Annotated in this window: 15 protein-coding genes; 9 read left to right on the top strand and 6 right to left on the bottom strand. The window is 46.1% G+C overall.

The window, feature by feature from the left end:
• Nucleotides 1-13: 13 nt before the first annotated feature.
• From R7M92_RS12455 to R7M92_RS12435, 5 genes are read right to left on the bottom strand one after another with little or no spacing between them, the layout of a single operon-like run.
• Entirely contained in the window at nucleotides 14-1,792 is a 1,779-nt protein-coding gene (locus R7M92_RS12455) for a bifunctional molybdopterin-guanine dinucleotide biosynthesis adaptor protein MobB/molybdopterin molybdotransferase MoeA (protein ID WP_213870155.1), read from the bottom strand.
• Entirely contained in the window at nucleotides 1,789-2,376 is a 588-nt protein-coding gene (gene mobA / locus R7M92_RS12450; RefSeq protein ID WP_005377572.1) for a molybdenum cofactor guanylyltransferase MobA, read from the bottom strand. Before mobA ends, R7M92_RS12455 begins: the two co-directional genes overlap by 4 nt.
• Nucleotides 2,354-3,073 carry an energy-coupling factor ABC transporter ATP-binding protein gene (locus R7M92_RS12445; protein WP_025766658.1) on the bottom strand — a complete coding sequence of 240 codons (720 nt, stop codon included), beginning with the start codon at nucleotides 3,071-3,073 and terminating at the stop codon, nucleotides 2,354-2,356. The genes mobA and R7M92_RS12445 overlap by 23 nt, the downstream gene beginning before the upstream one ends.
• Before the next feature lie 50 nt (nucleotides 3,074-3,123).
• Nucleotides 3,124-3,822 (bottom strand): ABC transporter permease, encoded by a 699-nt coding sequence (locus tag R7M92_RS12440; protein ID WP_170890629.1) that lies wholly within the window; start codon nucleotides 3,820-3,822, stop codon nucleotides 3,124-3,126.
• A 6-nt stretch (nucleotides 3,823-3,828) separates the two neighbouring features.
• Nucleotides 3,829-4,647: a substrate-binding domain-containing protein gene (locus tag R7M92_RS12435; RefSeq protein ID WP_005389522.1), complete on the bottom strand. Its 819-nt coding sequence runs from the start codon at nucleotides 4,645-4,647 to the stop codon at nucleotides 3,829-3,831.
• 334 nt (nucleotides 4,648-4,981) lie between these two features.
• On the opposite strand from R7M92_RS12435, the gene R7M92_RS12430 reads away from it, so the two are divergent.
• The 3 genes from R7M92_RS12430 to R7M92_RS12420 all read left to right on the top strand — a co-directional run bounded on the left by R7M92_RS12430 (nucleotide 4,982) and on the right by R7M92_RS12420 (nucleotide 10,271).
• Nucleotides 4,982-6,433 (top strand): sigma-54-dependent transcriptional regulator, encoded by a 1,452-nt coding sequence (locus R7M92_RS12430; protein WP_136977097.1) that lies wholly within the window; start codon nucleotides 4,982-4,984, stop codon nucleotides 6,431-6,433.
• Nucleotides 6,423-8,462 (top strand): cache domain-containing protein, encoded by a 2,040-nt coding sequence (locus tag R7M92_RS12425; RefSeq protein ID WP_137281988.1) that lies wholly within the window; start codon nucleotides 6,423-6,425, stop codon nucleotides 8,460-8,462. The genes R7M92_RS12430 and R7M92_RS12425 overlap by 11 nt, the downstream gene beginning before the upstream one ends.
• A gap of 216 nt (nucleotides 8,463-8,678) precedes the next feature.
• Nucleotides 8,679-10,271, top strand: coding sequence for an ABC-F family ATPase (locus tag R7M92_RS12420; protein WP_025766654.1), 1,593 nt, complete (start codon nucleotides 8,679-8,681; stop codon nucleotides 10,269-10,271).
• 240 nt (nucleotides 10,272-10,511) lie between these two features.
• Here the strand turns inward: R7M92_RS12420 and R7M92_RS12415 are convergent, their stop codons facing one another.
• Nucleotides 10,512-11,336, bottom strand: a complete 825-nt coding sequence (locus tag R7M92_RS12415; RefSeq protein ID WP_005377552.1) for a formate dehydrogenase accessory sulfurtransferase FdhD — start codon at nucleotides 11,334-11,336, stop codon at nucleotides 10,512-10,514.
• Nucleotides 11,337-11,659: 323 nt separating this feature from the next.
• Between R7M92_RS12415 and R7M92_RS12410 the strand changes: the two genes are divergently transcribed.
• From R7M92_RS12410 to R7M92_RS12385, 6 genes are all read left to right on the top strand, one after another.
• Nucleotides 11,660-12,124: a DUF3305 domain-containing protein gene (locus tag R7M92_RS12410; RefSeq protein WP_017634910.1), complete on the top strand. Its 465-nt coding sequence runs from the start codon at nucleotides 11,660-11,662 to the stop codon at nucleotides 12,122-12,124.
• Nucleotides 12,114-12,743 (top strand): DUF3306 domain-containing protein, encoded by a 630-nt coding sequence (locus tag R7M92_RS12405; protein WP_258483768.1) that lies wholly within the window; start codon nucleotides 12,114-12,116, stop codon nucleotides 12,741-12,743. The genes R7M92_RS12410 and R7M92_RS12405 overlap by 11 nt, the downstream gene beginning before the upstream one ends.
• A gap of 308 nt (nucleotides 12,744-13,051) precedes the next feature.
• Nucleotides 13,052-14,713 carry a 4Fe-4S dicluster domain-containing protein gene (locus tag R7M92_RS12400; RefSeq protein ID WP_318133492.1) on the top strand — a complete coding sequence of 554 codons (1,662 nt, stop codon included), beginning with the start codon at nucleotides 13,052-13,054 and terminating at the stop codon, nucleotides 14,711-14,713.
• 9 nt (nucleotides 14,714-14,722) lie between these two features.
• Entirely contained in the window at nucleotides 14,723-15,349 is a 627-nt protein-coding gene (locus tag R7M92_RS12395) for a molecular chaperone (RefSeq protein ID WP_017820684.1), read from the top strand.
• Between the two features lie 73 nt (nucleotides 15,350-15,422).
• Nucleotides 15,423-15,623, top strand: coding sequence for a twin-arginine translocation signal domain-containing protein (locus R7M92_RS12390; RefSeq protein WP_005377542.1), 201 nt, complete (start codon nucleotides 15,423-15,425; stop codon nucleotides 15,621-15,623).
• Between the two features lie 10 nt (nucleotides 15,624-15,633).
• On the top strand, nucleotides 15,634-18,489 hold the full coding sequence (locus R7M92_RS12385; RefSeq protein WP_318133490.1) for a formate dehydrogenase subunit alpha: 2,856 nt from the start codon (nucleotides 15,634-15,636) through the stop codon (nucleotides 18,487-18,489).
• The last annotated feature ends 11 nt before the right edge of the window (nucleotides 18,490-18,500 follow it).

Here is an 18,500-nt window from a genome sequence, read left to right as displayed (position 1 = left end):
TTTCTAGTTTGAGCTAGATTCTGCCTTGAAGTGGGATAATTGTCACGCTTTCTCCCGCTTTTACTGTATCAATAGCTGGGGAGATTTCGATCAAACAGTTTGCCTCACTCATTGAGCGCAAAATACCAGAGCCTTGCTTGCCTGTTATACGAACGGTTAAACGGCCAGTTGCATCCAGTTCATAGACGCCACGGCTAAACTCGGTACGACCTTGGCGAGAGCGAAGGTTTTCAGTCGCGATGGCATTCACTTTCAGAGGCTTCCAGCCTTGTTCGCCTTGCATCTTACGCAGTGCAGGCTCAACAAAGTTGATGAATGAAACCATCACTGCCACAGGGTTGCCCGGCAGACCAAAGAACGGCTTGTTGTTGATTTGACCAAACGCTAATGGACGTCCCGGACGCATGTTGATTCGCCAAAAATCGATTTGACCAAGTTTATCCAAGGCAAGTTTGATGTAATCCGCATCACCAACGGATACGCCACCAGAAGTCATAACCACGTCCGCTTGCGCCGATGCGTTTTCCAATGCTTCAATCATTAACTGTTCGTTGTCTTCCAGAATACCGAAGTCCAAGATTTCGCAGCCGAGCTTTTCAAGCATGCCCATGATGGTAAAACGGTTGGAATCGTAGATAGAATTCGCTTTTTGCTCTGTTCCCGGCGCTTGTACTTCGTCACCGGTGGAGAACACGGCAACTTTCAATTTTCGGAATACATTCGCTTCACCAAAGCCAAGCGAAGCGATCATGCCCATTTCTGGAGAGGCGAGGCGAGTGCCTGCGGTAAAGACATCACTGCCGATAGCGAGATCTTCACCTGCTTGACGAACGTTTTGGCCTGCTTTGATGTTCGCGCCATTTAACGTGACTGTATCGCCATCTTGGGAAGCTTGTTCACGCACAACAACGGTATCACCATTGATAGGTGTTGGGGCGCCCGTCATGATTTTAACCGCTTGACCAACTTCCAGAGGTTGATCGTAAGCGTGACCCGCCATTACTTCAGCAACCACTTGGTAGCTTTCACGCTCGACGTCATCACCGCGAATCGCGTAACCGTCCATCGCTGAGTTGGTGTATTGCGGTACGTTCACTGGTGACACCACGTGATCTGCAAGCACACGACCGTATGCATCTTCAATCTTGCATGCTTCGATTTGAGCAACCGTGTTCACCAAAGAAAGGATTTTTTCTTGGCCTTGAACCACAGAAAGGAAAGCCGGAGAAAGTGTGTCGCAACATGCAGCTTCTTTCTCTTTGTTTTTTGGCGCTTTCGCTTCTTGAACATACTGAATAACGAACTGAGCAATCGCTTCAAGATCATTGATGTTCATTTGTGGCAGTTCAGAGTCCAACTCGCCGCCGTCTGAAGCGATTGCGATGATGTTTTCATCGTTTGGATAAAGCCAAGGCTTGCCGACTTCTTCACGGTGCAATTCAATTTTAGGAAACGCGATGTTTTTGCAGCCTTCGACCAAAACCACATCAAGCATGTCTTCATCAAAACGTGTTAATAGGTATTCAAACTCCGCTTCGGCTTCTGGCGTTTCTGTCATTAACGCAAAACGGTTGCGAGAAGCAATCAGCATTTGAGATGCGCCAGCTTTGCGTAAACGGTAGCTGTCTTTACCCGGCTTATCGACATCGAAGTTGTGGTGCGCATGTTTTAGCATGCCAATGCGTAAACCTGCTTCGGTCAGCTTTGGCAATAGGGCTTCAAGTAGCGTGGTTTTACCTGTGCCTGAATAAGCTGCAAAACCAAGAATAGGAATGTTTAGCGTGTGTTTCATGATTCTAATTGTCCAAATTGCGCCAGTTCTTCCGGAGTGTTCAAGTTGACGAAACAGTTTGGTGAGTCGCTAAAGTCAACGTAACTGGTGTTGCACTCTTTGTAGAGCAGAATGATTTTGCGGTCGCCACGTTCTAAAAACGCGGTGAGTTTTGGCAGTACGCGCTTGTGGTAGAGCGTAAAAACAGGTTGCTGATGGTCACCATCATGCGCGACCAAAATATCGCTGTCTTCTTTGACGAACTGGCAGAAACGCTCGACAAGGTCGGTGTTAATTTGTGGACTATCGCAAGGTACAAATCCGACCCAGTCAGTTTCAGCATGCATCAAACCCGCGTGAATACCGCCCATAGGCCCAGGGAAATCTTTGAATTGATCACTAAATACGAAACCAAATTTGCTGTACGCATCTTGGTTTCGGTTGGCATTAATTAAAATGCGTGGAGTTTGTGGAGATAAACGTTCAATAACGTGTTCGATGAGTGGCTTCTGATTTAACTCAATCAGACCTTTATCTTTTCCACCCATACGGCTGGCTTGGCCACCAGCCAAAATGACCCAACTAGTTTGTGTTGGTTGAAGCATATGCATTCTCTTGGGATGTTTCTTTTGGTATGACATACAACAGAGGAGACTCTATCAAAGTCTTGTCTTTAATCCACCACTGTTTTTTACATAAGTCGGTCAGTGCGTTGGCCTGATGGCTTGTCACCACGATACTGGAACCACGATCCAAAAGATCTTTTGCCATCACCACCAATCGTTCAATGGATTCTTGGTCTAAAGACGCACTTGGCTCATCCATCAATAAAATCGACGGTTTTAAGATCCAAGCCCTTGCCATGGCAACGCGCTGTTTTTCACCGCCGGACAACACGGAAATATGTTCGTCCGCTAAGGTTTCTAAACCTACCATGCGCAGCGCGTGAATAACTTGAGCTCGCTTATCTTTTTGCGTGTCTTGTTGATATTTCACTCCATAGACTACGTTTTCATATACAGTGCCGTCAAAAAGGTAAGGGGATTGATGGAGATAAATCACATCGACACGACCATTGCGACGCGTCAGTCTTTTCAGCCACGTATCTTTTGGCGCAACAACATCACCAGTAGAGGGTTTGAGCAAGCCAGCAAGGATTTTGAGTAGGGTAGTTTTGCCCACACCATTGTCACCCTTGAGATAAATGGCATCATTTGGGCCGATGGCTAACTCAGGGATGTGGAAAAGCACACGCTCTTTAAAGCGCATGGATAACTGTTCGGCGGTGATTTTTATAGTCATAATTCGCCTCGACATGGGGTTAATGGTGAGTCGTTTGTTTGCTTCATGTTCTATGTTCTGAGGTAGCCTTTGCCTCTCATGCTTGATAAGAAGAAGTTTAGAGCCAACGCTAAAGATAGTAATACAATTCCTAATGCAACTCCTTGCGCAAAAGCACCTTTACTGCTTTCCATTGCGATAGCCGTGGGAATATTTCGCGTCACGCCCATAATGTTCCCACCAACCATCATTGAGCAGCCCACCTCGGTCACGATACGTGAAAACCCTGCAATGATAGCCGCAAGTAGAGGAAAGCGGGTTTCCCAAATCATCGTAGCTGCCAAGCGCGGAATAGAGGCGCCCAGCGTGATGGCAGTTTCCACTGCACGACGGTCGCTAGATTGTAATGCACCATGCATCATCGATACCAAAACAGGGAAGCAGATCACCATTTGGCCGAAGATCATTGCCTTCTGAGTGAACAGCATTTGCCAGTCTCCCCAAGGGCCAGCACGCGACAGCAACATGTACAGCAACAGGCCAATCACCACGGTAGGGACCGCTTGCAGCGTATTTACGATCGACAACAAAAACCATTTACCGCGAAAGTCGGTATACGCCAGTACAAAGGACATCAAAATAGCCGGCAATACCACTAGGGATATTGCCGTGATAGAAACACTAAAGGAGACCGCAACGATCTCCCATAGGTCTGCATCAAAATTCACCAGTAAGCGAAGCGCTTCCAGTGTTGTATCAGCAAGATTCATATTGCGTTATTTGCTCTCAGCATTCGCAACAAACAGTTGTTTACCGTTTAGGCGGAAACCATTGATAAGTTCCTGTCCGCGAGGGTTTACCAACCAATCACTGAATGCCTTCGCACCTTGGTAGTTAATCGTTGGGTAACGCTCAGGGTTAACAAGAATAACTTGGTACGGGTTAAACAGTTTTTCATCGCCTTGGAACAGAATTTCTAGATCCAATTTGTTTTGGTAAGCCAGCCATGTGCCGCGATCCGTCATGGTGTAGCCTTGCATTTCAGACGCCATGTTTAGAGTTGGGCCCATACCTTGACCTACGCTACGGTAGCCACCAAAGTTCGGTTCGATTTTAGTTTGAGCCCAGAAGCCCATTTCTTTTTTGTGCGTACCAGAATCATCGCCGCGAGAGATGAACGTTGCGTTTTTGTTTGCGATCTCTTTGAATACATCTAACACGCCTTCGTCATTTTTGATTGTTGCTGGGTCAGCTTTCGGGCCTACAATCACAAAGTCGTTGTACATTAGCTTGCGAGGTAAAACGCCGTAGCCTTTCTCAACAAATGCGCCTTCAGCTTTTGGTGCATGTGTCATCACCAAATCTACGTCACCGTTTTCGCCCATTTTTAAGGCTTTACCCGTACCTGCAGCAATAACATCGACTTTGTAGCCCGTGTCTTTTTCAAATTGTGGAAGCAGGTAATCAAGTAAACCTGAATGGTAAGTACTGGTTGTGGTTGCAAGGCGAACATGTTCTCCGTCTTGAGCAGAAAACGCAGAGTAACTTACAAGCGTGATAGACGTTGCAGCCAGAGTTAGCGCAATTTTTTTCATTTTTATGTGTTCCTTTCCAATGATTCTTTGGAATCTCTCCAGGTTTTAGGGAGAAGCCTTTTTGGACGAGAGCGATTAGCGTAATACGCAAGTTGTCTTAGGGTGTTGGAATAAGCAAACATCAACATCCTGAGATCACTTAAATGCGCTCCGTATCCACCTTATAGCAAACAAGATGCCAACCTTTTACAAGCTTAAAGTGCTTGGTTTATGCACTAAATCATGGGGTTATTTGCATAAAAGTTTGCGTTGGTACAAAATGTCGCACTTTTTGTAGGGTATCTCTGTTTAAACTTGGTACACTCTGTCCCATCGAAATCCATCTGGGGTAAATATGTCTACTCAATCCCATCTTAGTACAAACCAACAATATAGCGCCTTTTCCGTACTGGTCGTCGATGATGAATTAGGCATGCAAGCCATCTTGAAAAAGGCATTGGGTAAGCTTTTTTCACATGTCGATACAGCTGGTAGCATCGAAGAAGCAGAACAACTGCGTAATTCTCGACATTATGATCTGATCTTACTGGATATTAATCTGCCAGGGCGTTCTGGAATTGAGTGGGAAGAAGCGTTTGAAGATGATGACAAACGTGCCGATGTGATTTTTATGACGGGTTATGCGGATTTAGAAATTGCCATTCGAGCGCTACAGCTCGGTGCTTCCGACTTTATCCTCAAACCATTCAACCTTGAGCAGATGTTAAAAGCGGTCAGTCGCTGTATGGATCGCCGTTTGAACGAACGCATGCAGTACGCCATGACACGCGATTACCAGCGTCACAATACCTCAGAGATCATCGGCGGCTCAGAAAAAACGCGTCTGCTTAAGCAACTTATTAACCAATTTGCACCATCACGCGCTTCTGTTTTGGTGGAAGGTGAGTCGGGTACAGGTAAAGAGCTAGTTGCACGAGGTATCCACCAGGCGAGTGGGCGAACGGGCCCGTTTGTGCCAATCAACTGCGGTGCGATTGCACCAGAGCTTTTAGAAAGTGAGTTGTTTGGTCATACATCGGGCGCGTTTACCGGTGCAAAAAAATCGCGTGAAGGTTTGTTCCGTGTTGCGAACGGTGGCACCTTATTTCTTGACGAAATCGGGGAGATGCCACTTGCAATGCAGGCATCATTATTGCGTGTGTTAGAGCAGCGCACGATTCGCCCTGTCGGTTCAGAAAGAGAGATCAGTATTGATGTCCGTATTGTTGCCGCCACCAACCGTAATCTGCAAGAAGAGGTCAATCAAGGTAATTTCCGCAGTGACCTCTATTACCGTTTAAACGTTCTGAAAATTGAAGTGTGTCCGCTGCGAGAGCGCAAAACCGACTTATTTGAGTTGGTGCCATTTTTCAGCAACATGCTGACGCGCGAGCTCGGTATGCCTGCGCCCAAATGGGCTCACGAGGATATGGAAGCCATGAGTGAGTACGATTGGCCGGGAAACATTCGTGAGCTCAAAAACTTGATTGAGCGTTGTATCTTGCTTGGCAAACCACCTGCACACTATTGGCGAGAGCTGAATGGCGGGCATTCACTGCCTAATGTATCGATTACTGTTTCTCACTCTTCTGAGTTACCAACCTTTAGAGAAGGCAAAGAATTTACTGGCGAAGGCTATCCAAACAGCTGGACGTTAAAAGAAGTCGAGAAAGCACATATTAAACAAGTCGTTAACTTGCATGAAGGTAATAAGTCTGCTGCTGCTCGTGACTTGGGCGTAGCTCGCAAGACCTTAGAACGTAAGTACAAAGAATGGGATTCTGAGGGTGAGGAATATGCCGACTAACGGCCCACAGCACAAAGGATTGTCAAAATGGACGCACCGTTTTAAAACCATGGTGCGTTATCGCTTGTTATTCTTAACCTCTGCGCCGATTTTCCTCACATTGTTAGCTCTGATCGGCATTACCATTTATTGGTCTATTCATTACACGTGGCAAAATGCGCTGCTTGATGTCTCGGAACGTCTTGGTGTTGCAAATAACAGTGTAACGTTGTTACAGCAAAAGCAAGCCAATTACGTGCGGGCGTTTGCCGATTCGTACGATTTCCGTATTCGCATTAATAAAGGAATGCCACAAGGTGACCTGCAAAAGTGGGTCACAGAGCAGAAGAAAAGATATGCTTTAGATTTTCTCTCTTTCCAACGCGTTAATTCCATGGAAAACAAATTCCGCTTTATGGATCTCACCAAGCGCGAATCGTTTTTTGATGTACTCAATAAAGAAGAACTCGAACGCCTCGATCCTGAACTCGCCAAACGAGCAGAAGTGCCTATTCTTGCTGATGGTGACAGGGAAGTGCGTGGGTTAGTCAGTCGAACCGTGATTCCGGTATACAGCCAAGCGAACGATTTGATCGGCTTTCTTGATGGTGGTTTGCTCCTTAACAACAGCACAGTGCTGGTGGATCAAATCCGCGATCTCATTTACTTAAGTGATAATGACCGCCTTCGCCCTGTGGGTACGTTGACGGTATTTCTCGATGATTTGCGTGTGAGTACCAACGTTCCTCTAGACAGCGATCATAGACTAGGGCGCGCTATAGGCACTCGCGTGAGCGCAGAAGTGTATAACCAAGTACTTTCTAAGGGTGAACAGTGGGTTGATCGCGCTTATGTGTATGACGCTTGGTATATTACGGCGTATCAACCAATCAAAGACCAATACGACAATGTTATTGGTATGCTTTATACCGGTTACCTCATGTGGCCATTCGTTAAAGCCTACATGACGAACATTGCCGAAATCAGCTTGATTACGGTTATGTTATTGCTGGTTTCCGGCGTGATGGTATATCGCGGTTCTTATGATCTGTTTCGACCGATCGAACGCATTCATAAAGTGGTGAAGCAGGTCCAACAAGGTAAAGAAAAACGGATTGGCCCGTTAGGATTAGATGCCGATCATGAACTTGCGCAGTTAGCCAGACAGTTTGATGATATGTTAGACGCGCTAGAAGAGCGCAAAATTGAACTGAAAAACTCCGCAGCTCAACTTGAATGCAAAGTTCAAGAGCGTACGGCAAGCCTGAGAGAAAAAACCCAAGATCTTGAACTGCATATTCAATTGCTCAACCAAACCCGCGACAAACTCGTTGTTCATGAAAAACTGGCAGCGCTGGGAGAACTCACCGCGGGGATTGCTCACGAAATTAATAACCCAACCGCCGTGATTCTTGGCAACGTAGAATTGATCCATTTTGAATTGGGTGACGATGCAAGTCGAGTACAAGAAGAAATTGATGCGATTCACGCGCAAATTGATCGTATCCGCAATATCACACGCAGTTTATTGCAATACAGTCGCCAAGGCGGTGTTCAAGATGAAATCACTTGGCAACATGTCAATCCTATTATTGATGAAAGCATCACCTTGGTTAAAACTGGCACCAAGAAACGCGACGTTGAGTTTGTGACTGACCTACAAGCGCATACGTCCGTTGAGATAAACCGTCACCACTTGCTACAAATCTTAGTTAATTTGCAAATGAACGCCATTCACGCAATGAGCGGTAAAGGAACTTTAACAGTAGTCAGTGAAGACTGGATTGAAGAGGGCGAAGTGAAAGGAGCCGCGATTCATGTTATCGATGAGGGCTGCGGTATTAAACCAGAAAACTTGAGTCGAATCTTCTCGCCATTTTACACAACGAAACGAGAAGGCACAGGGTTAGGGCTATCGGTCTCCCAAAGTATTCTCAGCCAAACGGGTGGTGAGTTAAAAGCAGAGTCTGAATGGGGAAAAGGCAGTAAATTCAGTATTTATTTACCTAAAAAAGCCGAACTGATCCTAGAGGTGACGAACATCGCTTAGTCACTTTTTTGAAGTATTAATGGAAAAAGAGCCACTGACGATAGTGGCTCTTTTTTGTATTTGATGAAGCATTTATGTTTACGCTTTTGCTTCTTAGAAACCTTACAATGATTTCACTTGGAGTGAATTAATAAAAACAACACTTGCAGTATGTAGCATGAACAAGTACCGTTGCCCGGTTTTTCTAAATACACCCCAATTGCTAAGGTAAAGGTTTTGATCTCCACAGCGAATATTACTCAACAATTCGGCGCTAAGCCGCTATTCGAAAACATTTCAGTTAAGTTCGGCGAAGGCAATCGCTACGGCTTAATTGGAGCTAACGGTTGTGGTAAATCAACCTTTATGAAGATCCTCAGCGGCGAGCTTGAGCAAACCAGCGGTAACGTAAGCTACGATCCAAACGAGCGCGTTGCAAAACTGAACCAGGACCAGTTCGCTTACGAAGAATTTACGGTAATCGATACCGTTATCATGGGTCATAAAGAGCTATGGGAAGTGAAGAAAGAGCGTGACCGCATCTACTCACTTGCTGAAATGAGCGAAGAAGACGGCATGAAAGTGGCTGACCTAGAAGTTCAGTTCGCGGAAATGGACGGTTACATGGCAGAAGCGAAAGCGGGTGAGCTTCTTCTTGCTGTAGGTATTCCAATGGAACAACACTTCGGTCTAATGAGTGAAGTTGCACCGGGTTGGAAACTTCGTGTGCTTCTAGCTCAGGTTCTATTCGCAGACCCAGATGTGATGCTTCTTGACGAACCAACCAACAACTTGGATATGGACACTATCCGTTGGTTGGAAGACACGCTAAACGCACGTAACTGCACAATGATCATCATCTCGCACGACCGTCACTTCCTAAACTCAGTATGTACGCACATGGCTGATTTGGATTACGGTGAGCTACGTGTTTACCCAGGTAACTACGATGAGTACATGACGGCGGCTTCTCAAGCTCGCGAACGTCTACTAAACGACAACGCGAAGAAGAAAGCACAAATCGCTGAGCTACAAACGTTCGTTGCTCGTTTCTCTGCAAACGCATCGAAAGCAAAACAAGCGACATCTCGTGCTAAGCAAATCGACAAGATCAAACTGGATGAAGTTAAAGCGTCTAGCCGTCAAAACCCATTCATTCGTTTCGAACAGTCGAAAGAGCTGTTCCGTAACGCTCTGATTGTAGAAAACCTGAGCCAAGGTTTTGAAGAGGACTTGTTCTCAGACTTCAATGCAATTTTTGAAGTGGGAGAGCGCGTTGCGATCATCGGTGAAAATGGTGTGGGTAAAACAACACTTCTAAACACGCTTGCTGGTGTACTTGAACCGCGTGCTGGTGAGTTCAAATGGTCTGAAAATGCAAACATCGGTTACTACGCGCAAGACCACGCGCATGACTTTGCAGAAGATATGAATCTAACGGATTGGATGGGTCAATGGCGTCAAGAAGGTGATGACGAGCAAGTCGTTCGTGGTTTCCTTGGTCGTATGCTGTTTGGTCAAGATGACATTAAGAAGTCAGTAAAAGTACTGTCTGGTGGTGAGCAAGGTCGTATGCTGCTTGGTAAGTTAATGATGCACAAGCCAAACATGCTGCTAATGGACGAACCAACCAACCACATGGACATGGAATCAATTGAATCTTTGAACACGGCGCTTGAGCAATACAAAGGCACGTTGTTCTTCGTCTCTCACGACCGTGTATTCGTAGACTCGTTAGCAACGCGTATTATCGAAATCCGCGATGGTAAAATCACAGACTTTAAAGGCACTTACTCTGAGTTCCTAAAATCTCGTGGCGTTGACGCGTAATTACTCGCAAAGCGTTTAAAAAGCAAAAGCCTCGCTATTTAGCGAGGCTTTTTTGATATTTGGCCTTAATCCTTAAACTGACCGGTTATATACGCATAGAGCCCGACCACGCCAAAGGTAATAATCATAGAAAGCATGATACCGCTGGGCGTAAGCAGAAAATTCCACAATTGGTCATTATTCATAGTCCACATCCTCTGTGAATCCGCATTATTGGTTTTAGTTTACACTGAAAAGGTGTTATTGGTTGCCTTTTACATCAAATTCAACCTTGTCGGCTCCTGTAAAGACTTGGAAGCGCAAACCTTTCGCACGCGCAATGGTCGTAATACCAAATTGCTTCGCTAGATCTAACCCCATTTGAGTAACGCCAGAGCGAGAAAGCAGAACAGGAATGCCCATTTGAGCCACTTTAATCACCATCTCTGATGTAAGGCGACCAGTTGTGTAGAAAATTTTATCTTCACCTGTTTCTTCTTTGAGCCACATCTCACCTGCAAGTGTATCCACTGCGTTGTGACGGCCGACATCTTCCACAAATGACAACACTTCATTACCTTTGCAAACCGCACAGCCGTGTACTGCGCCCGCTTTTTTGTAGGTGTCGTTGTAATGAGTTAACGCTTCCAGCGCAGAATAAATTTCTGACTGCTTAAGAGAAACTTGAGGCACTTGATAATTTTCAAGCTGCTTCATCACGTTGCCATACATAGTGCCTTGGCCACAACCTGAGGTGACGGTTTTCTTTTTCAGGGCGCCTTCTAAGTGTTCAGTGTTTTCTTTAGTAATCACCGCTGCGGAATGCGTTTCCCAGTCAATAATAACGGATTCAATCGCGGCTGGATCGGACAGGAAGCTTTGGTTTTTTAAATAACCCAGTACTAGTGCTTCTGGACGCGAACCTAGCGTCATGAGCGTGACCACTTCTTTCCAGTTCAGCATGACCGTAAGAGGACGCTCGCAAGCGATTTGCTTCGTGAGCTTTTCGCCGTACTCGTCGTACACATCGACTTCAATGGTTTGCAGGGGATTTTCACTGGTTTTAATAATATTTGGTTTCAGCACAGTCGTGTCCTAGTGATTAAGAGCGTTAGGTTGCTACGCATTTTAGCTTGTTAAGTGGCTAGCAAATCTCATTCCAAAATAGCGGTTCCCACAGAAATTGCGAGGTTTTATGTCAACAATGCATTAAAACTGCGAGTTCGCAGTAATGACACATCAATACATTTGAGTTTCGTCTAGTTTGGTACTTATAGCCTGAGGGTGTATATAGACTAAGTTATATCAGCTTGGCGCGTTTATTGCTTCGAAGACAATAAAAATGGTCGAAAACGGGGGCAAAATGTCCTGTGTGTTTTCAGACCAAAAATAGAAAGACTGGGTGAGTTATGTCGGATAAGAAAGATTTCGAAAAAAATTACGAAAAGACTGAGGATACATGGCCAATCGGCGTAGAGCTTGTTGAGCATGAGATCAGTACAGGGATTTGGGTGACAACCCAATGGCAGTTGACAGGATTTGCGCTGAATCCGACGGAAGAGACTCCAGATGTTTGTCCGTTGCAATTACATAAAGATGAACGTACAGACTACCGCTTTAACTTAAGCTCTCTGCAACCTAAACTCTTTTTAGTGATGGATAACGTCGAGTCTGGTGAAAAACCAGCGATACAGTTACTGACGGCTTCACAATCTGTTGCGGCGCAATATATGGATGGTGATAACCTTGTACTATCTAACGATATGCCGTTAGCCGTTCAGGCTTGGATGGAAGCCTTTATCGGTCGCCACGGTGAGTTGTTAGAAGTAAGACGTAAGAAACGCAAAGGAGCGGGCAGAGCAAATGGCAACTAGTTTTTTAAGCCGTTGGTCGAAACGTAAGTTAGAAGAATCTTCCCAACATGATGAAGAGATCACGCCGATAGCAGAGACGGCGCAATCCGAAGATAGTGTCACAGCGCTTTCAAACGCTGACGAAAGCTCAGATGCTTTGAACGTCAATGAGGATAGTCAGGCTCCAGACATTACCGCGAGTGTAGAGACTGAAAAAACCGAAGAAATGTCTGTGGCGCAACTGCTGGTTTCTGAAGCCTCAGAAAGCGTCAAGAAAGCTGCGCTGCGCAAAATGTTCTTGTCCGAAGAATTTAACGTGCGTGACGGCCTAGACGATTACGATGATGATTACAGTAACTTAAAGTCACTTTCTCAAGACGTCGCTGAGACGCTGCGTGATTGGGTTAAAGACAAAGTGGAAGACGAACCAGACGCTGAAACTGCGCAAGGGTCTGAGCTTAACGTTAACGATATCGCATCTGAGGTAGTTGAAGACGCAGAGTCAAACACCGACAAAAGTGGCCAAATTACTCAATATGAAAATGAACTGTATATAAATACAGTTCCTGGCGAAAGTGATACTTTTGCTGAAGAATCACAGCCTAACGAGGTGAGACAAAATATACCACACAAAGAATAGGTACATTTTGACTAAACACTCAATGAGCCGGCTGAGACAAAATGTCTCAACCGGTTTTTTTATCCCTACTATTTGTCAGTAAAATTGATAACCTATTGATTTTTAGTTGATATTTTATTGGCATGACACTTGCTATTTGTTGCTCAATACCAATCTGGTTGAAGTTAGTACGGACGCACTGCGTAGTATTCATCGCCTATAGATGGCGGAATAAGAATGCTCATTGATAAGTTAATCAGCAGAATCTCCGGCGCTAACTACACTAAGAGATGGAAAAGACTATCCATGTTCATAAATGGAATTGAGCAATGCTGAAACAATTATTAGAACAAGCAACTTCCAATAACGGTAAAGCGAGGCTGTACGCTTTCGAAAATACCGTAGAGTTGACCAATCTTATTCCACCAACCGTAAGCTATGAAAGCGGCGGTAATACTTTGATTGTGGGCCCAACAGCAATCATCGAAAGTGCGGCAGCGCAATTGTCGCAAATGAACAGCCTAACGCTGCTTTCTACCGATGGCGAAAAGGGCACAAATCCCGAGCTTTATTACGCCAATTCGGTTCAGGTTTCAGGGTTCTTAGGTACGTTTGAAGTTCTGATTGAAAATCATGGTTCGACCAACAATCTTGCCAAGGTCGCGACCAATAGCGATTGTTTCGATATCGTACTCGATCTTTGCCTTAACAGCTGCATGTCGGAAGAAGTCCCAGTACCGGGCTACTACCCAGTAGGTCGTGGCTATCCGAAACTGGCTGAAGCGTTGGAAGAGATTCCAACCTTAATGGGGACGTTCGATAAACCGAAATTCTTCCGTTTAGATACCGATTTATGTGCACACAGCTCTCGTGGCGTAAAAGGTTGCGAACGGTGTGTGGATGCTTGTCCGGCAGGGGCACTATCGAGTGAAGGCAGCGACAGAACGGGCCATCGCATCGAGATCAACCCATACCTATGTCAAGGCGTGGGTACTTGTGCTACAGCGTGTCCGACAGAAGCGATTCATTACGCACTGCCAAACCCTGAAGATACGCAAAAGTTTATTGAACGTACGCTCGCCAACTATGAGCAAGCGGGTGGTTTAGATCCTATCGTATTGATTTGTAGTTCTCGCCACGAGAGCTACAACGTGATGGCACTAAAAGCACTGCCAGATAATGTGATTCCAATTGTGGTGGAAGAACTGCCTTCGGTTGGTATTGATACTTGGTTCGCCGCGCTTGTGAATGGTGCTACTCAGGTGCTGTTTGCGGCTTCACGTTTTATGCCTCAAACCATTATTCGCGTGCTTAATAGCGAAGTAGGTATTGCTCAAGAGCTGCTCGGTCAGCTTGGTATCGCCAAAGAAACCATCGACATTCTGTATCTAGAGTCACTACGTGAAGGTGCTCCGACACTTTGTACTGAGTCTTTTGATTTGGCATTAGGTGATTTGCAAGGTAACAAACGTCAGCGTCTATTTACGGCGTTGGATGCGTTGTCCGCATCACGTATTCCAGTTGAGAGCATTGTTGAACTTCCAGCGAACGCACCTTACGGCACAGTCTCTTGTGAAAGTAAAGGTTGTACGTTGTGTATGAGCTGTGTGGCGGTGTGTCCAACACGTGCATTGCATACGGACGGTCGATCTCCGTCGCTTAAATTCGTCGAGCAAGACTGCATTCAATGTGGGCTGTGCGAGAAAGCGTGTCCAGAGAAAGTGCTGACGCTTACTCCTCGTATGAACTGGGTGAAAGAAGAACGCCAGAAAGCGGTTGTGATTCATGAAGAAAAGGCAGCCGAGTGCATTCGTTGTCACAAGCCTTTTGCTCCGCAATCGATGATCGACATGCTACAAAACAAGTTACGCGGTCACTCTCACTTCTCTGATGAAGCGGCGATCAATCGTATCGCGATGTGTGAAGACTGCCGTGTGATCGACATGTTTGAGTCGATGGCAGAAGACCCAATGAAACAACTGAAATACTAGGAGCTCGCAGTGGACACACAACAAGAACAAACACTGAGAACAGACATTTATCTCGTTCTATCTGCACTTTTTCGTAGTGCGCCTAGTGATGAAATGCTGGCGTTCCTGAAATCGCTAGAAATTGAACCGTCTGAGAGCGCGATGCAAAAAGCTTGGCTCGCACTGCAACAAGCCGCGAACGAAGCGCAGCGAGAAGCGTTAGAAGAAGAATATCAAGATCTGTTTATTGGCATTGGACGTGGTGAAGTTGTGCCATTCGGATCTTGGCATCGCACTGGCTCGATGATGGAAAAACCGTTAGCGGAAATTCGTCGCGATTTGGATCTTTTAGGCATCGAACGAGAAGAGAACGTGAAAGAGCCTGAAGACCATATTTCTGCACTGTGCGAAGTGATGGCAATGCTGACAGGTGAAGAGGAAGAACTTCAACAAGCGGTGTTTAACAAACACATCGCCCCTTGGTTCCAATCTTTTACGCGCCAACTAGAGAGCGCAGAAAGCGTGAACTTCTACAAGCCAGCTGCACAGCTTTGCGATGCGTTTTTAACGTTAGAGCAAGTGCGCTTTAGCGTGAACACCAAAAGCAGTAAGAACAAATTAAAAATTGATGTGAAAAACGTCACTGATTACGAGTAATCGAGCAGTACTTGGTCATATCGATAGAGAGGCATGAGTCTCCAAAGATCTACCGTAAGGTAAGGAAGCAATGATGAAAGATAATAAAGAAATAAACACAAGCCGTAGGGATCTCCTAAAAGGCTTCACAACCGCTGCCGTTGCCGGTGCTGTTGTTGCGGGAACCACGAAAGTGGCCGTTGCTTCAGAAACGGTTGAGCCTTCTGAAAACGACGTGAAGAAGAAAGGGTATCGTGAAACTCAACACATTCGCGATTACTACGACACACTTTAGGAGATAACGGATGAAACTTGTCAAACGCTCCGACAGTGTGAGCAAAGAAACGAACCAGCTTGGCGTATCTCGTCGTGCATTCATGAAAAACACTTCGCTTGCCGCTGGTGGCGCAGTGGTTGGTGCTAGTCTATTCGCACCGGGAATGATGAAAAAAGCGCAAGCAAAATCAGTCGATCCAGAAGCGAAAACAGAAGTAAAACGTACTATCTGTTCTCACTGTTCAGTGGGTTGTGGTATTTACGCAGAAGTTCAAAATGGTGTTTGGACGGGTCAAGAGCCTGCATTCGACCACCCATTTAACGCCGGTGGTCACTGTGCAAAAGGTGCAGCACTGCGTGAACATGGCCACGGTGAGCGCCGTCTTAAATACCCAATGAAGCTTGAAAACGGTAAGTGGAAAAAGCTTTCTTGGGATCAAGCGATCGAAGAAATCGGTAACAAGGTGATGGACATCCGTAAAGAGTCCGGCCCTGATTCGGTTTACTTCTTGGGAAGCGCAAAGCACAGCAACGAACAAGCGTACTTGTTCCGCAAAATGGCATCACTTTGGGGTACGAACAACGTTGACCACCAAGCGCGTATTTGTCACTCAACAACCGTGGCGGGTGTAGCGAACACTTGGGGTTACGGTGCGATGACCAACTCTTTCAATGACATGCACAACTGTAAGTCGATGCTATTCATTGGTTCAAACCCAGCTGAAGCACACCCAGTAGCGATGCAGCACATTCTGATCGCGAAAGAGAAGAACAACTGTAAGATCGTCGTAGCGGATCCTCGTCGTACACGTACGGCAGCAAAGTCGGATCACTATGTATCACTTCGTCCTGGTTCTGACGTAGCATTTATTTGGGGTGTGTTGTGGCACATCTTCGAAAACCAATGGGAAGATAAAGAGTTCATCCGTCAACGTGTATTCGGTATGGATGAAATCCGTGCTGAAGTAGCGAAATGGACGCCAGCAGAAGTTGAGCGCGTAACAGGCGTAAGCGAAGAAGACGTTTACCAAACAGCAAAACTGCTTTCTGAAAATCGCCCGGGCTGTATTGTTTGGTGTATGGGTGGTACTCAGCATACTACTGGTAACAACAACACACGCGCTTACTGTGTGCTTGAGCTAGCGCTTGGTAACATTGGTAAATCAGGCGGCGGTGCAAACATCTTCCGTGGTCACGATAACGTACAAGGCGCAACCGACCTTGGCGTACTTTCTGACACGCTACCTGGCTACTACGGCCTTTCTGAAGGCGCTTGGCGTCATTGGTCAAAAGTGTGGGAAATCGATTACGAATGGATCAAAGGTCGTTTCGATGACAACGCTTACAGCGGTCAGAAACCAATGCACAGTGCAGGTATTCCTGTATCTCGTTGGGTTGATGGTGTACTGGAGAACAAAGACAACATTCGTCAGCGCGAAAACATCCGTGCAATGTTCTACTGGGGACACGCAGTGAACTCTCAAACACGTGGTGTTGAGATGAAAAAAGCGATGCAGAAGTTGGACATGATGGTGATTGTGGACCCTTACCCAACGGTTGCTGCGGTAATGAACGACCGTACCGACGGCGTTTACCTGCTTCCTGCAACAACACAGTTTGAAACACACGGCAGCGTTACCGCATCTAACCGTTCTCTACAATGGCGTGAGCAGGTGATTGAACCTTTGTTTGAATCAAAACCAGACCACGAAATCATGTACCTGCTTTCGAAGAAACTGGGCTATTCCGATCTTCTGTTCAAAAACATCCGTGTTGAAAACAACCAGCCGGTGATTGAAGACCTAACGCGTGAATTCAACAAAGGCATGTGGACGATTGGTTACACAGGCCAAAGCCCAGAGCGTTTGAAAGCGCACCAACAAAACTGGCATACGTTCCACAAAACCACATTGGAAGCGGAAGGTGGCCCTGTCAACGGTGAAACCTACGGTCTACCTTGGCCATGCTGGGGCACACCAGAAATGAAACACCCAGGTACACACATTCTGTACGATACGTCTAAGACGGTTGCAGAAGGTGGCGGTAACTTCCGTACGCGCTTTGGTGTGGAATTTGAAGGCAAGAGCCTTCTTGCAGAAGACAGTTATTCGAAAGGCTGTGAAATCAAAGACGGTTACCCAGAGTTCACTGACAAGTTGTTGAAACAACTTGGTTGGTGGGACGACTTAACTGCTGAAGAGAAAGTGTCAGCAGAGGGTAAAAACTGGAAGACTGACCTTTCTGGCGGTATTCAGCGTGTCGCGATCAAGCACGGTTGTATTCCATTTGGTAACGCGAAAGCGCGTGCGATTGTTTGGACGTTCCCAGACCGTGTGCCACTGCATCGTGAACCACTTTACACACCACGTCGTGACCTTGTAACGGATTACCCAACTTGGGAAGACAAAGATGCAATCTTCCGTGTTCCTACGTTGTATAAATCCATTCAAGAGCAAGACAAATCGGGCGAGTACCCAATCGTTCTGACTTCTGGCCGTCTGGTTGAATACGAAGGTGGTGGTGAAGAGACGCGTTCAAACCCTTGGCTTGCCGAGCTTCAACAAGAAATGTTTGTTGAAGTGAACCCGAAAGACGCGAACGATCTTGGCTTCAGAGATGGTGATGATGTTTGGGTTGAAGGTGCAGAGAAGGGACGAATCAGGGTGAAAGCGATGGTAACACGTCGTGTGAAACCTGGCTTGGCGTTCATTCCGTTCCACTTTGGCGGTAAGTTCGAAGGTGAAGACCTACGTCCTAAATACCCAGAAGGTACACAGCCTTACGTTGTTGGCGAATCGGCTAACACGGCAACCACTTACGGTTACGACCCGGTTACCTTGATGCAGGAAACCAAAGTAACCCTATGTAACATTCGTAAAGCGTAAGGAGTCTGACA

The sequence above is a fragment of the Vibrio sp. Vb2880 genome (assembly GCF_033337975.1).
Taxonomy (GTDB): Bacteria; Pseudomonadota; Gammaproteobacteria; order Enterobacterales; family Vibrionaceae; genus Vibrio; species Vibrio alginolyticus.
The sequence above is the reverse complement of the archived record's forward strand: the minus strand, read 5'-3'. Positions and strand labels throughout refer to the sequence as shown.

Bases quoted from the DNA above. Each gene is read 5' to 3' on its own strand.
- mobA (WP_005377572.1), bottom strand. From the start codon at position 2,376: ATGCTTCAACCAACACAAACTAGTTGGGTCATTTTGGCTGGTGGCCAA.
- R7M92_RS12410 (WP_017634910.1), top strand. From the start codon at position 11,660: ATGTCGGATAAGAAAGATTTCGAAAAAAATTACGAAAAGACTGAGGAT.
- R7M92_RS12400 (WP_318133492.1), top strand. From the start codon at position 13,052: ATGCTGAAACAATTATTAGAACAAGCAACTTCCAATAACGGTAAAGCG.
- R7M92_RS12425 (WP_137281988.1), top strand. From the start codon at position 6,423: ATGCCGACTAACGGCCCACAGCACAAAGGATTGTCAAAATGGACGCAC.
- R7M92_RS12405 (WP_258483768.1), top strand. From the start codon at position 12,114: ATGGCAACTAGTTTTTTAAGCCGTTGGTCGAAACGTAAGTTAGAAGAA.
- R7M92_RS12435 (WP_005389522.1), bottom strand. From the start codon at position 4,647: ATGAAAAAAATTGCGCTAACTCTGGCTGCAACGTCTATCACGCTTGTA.
- R7M92_RS12445 (WP_025766658.1), bottom strand. From the start codon at position 3,073: ATGACTATAAAAATCACCGCCGAACAGTTATCCATGCGCTTTAAAGAG.
- R7M92_RS12390 (WP_005377542.1), top strand. From the start codon at position 15,423: ATGAAAGATAATAAAGAAATAAACACAAGCCGTAGGGATCTCCTAAAA.
- R7M92_RS12430 (WP_136977097.1), top strand. From the start codon at position 4,982: ATGTCTACTCAATCCCATCTTAGTACAAACCAACAATATAGCGCCTTT.
- R7M92_RS12385 (WP_318133490.1), top strand. From the start codon at position 15,634: ATGAAACTTGTCAAACGCTCCGACAGTGTGAGCAAAGAAACGAACCAG.
- R7M92_RS12455 (WP_213870155.1), bottom strand. From the start codon at position 1,792: ATGAAACACACGCTAAACATTCCTATTCTTGGTTTTGCAGCTTATTCA.
- R7M92_RS12440 (WP_170890629.1), bottom strand. From the start codon at position 3,822: ATGAATCTTGCTGATACAACACTGGAAGCGCTTCGCTTACTGGTGAAT.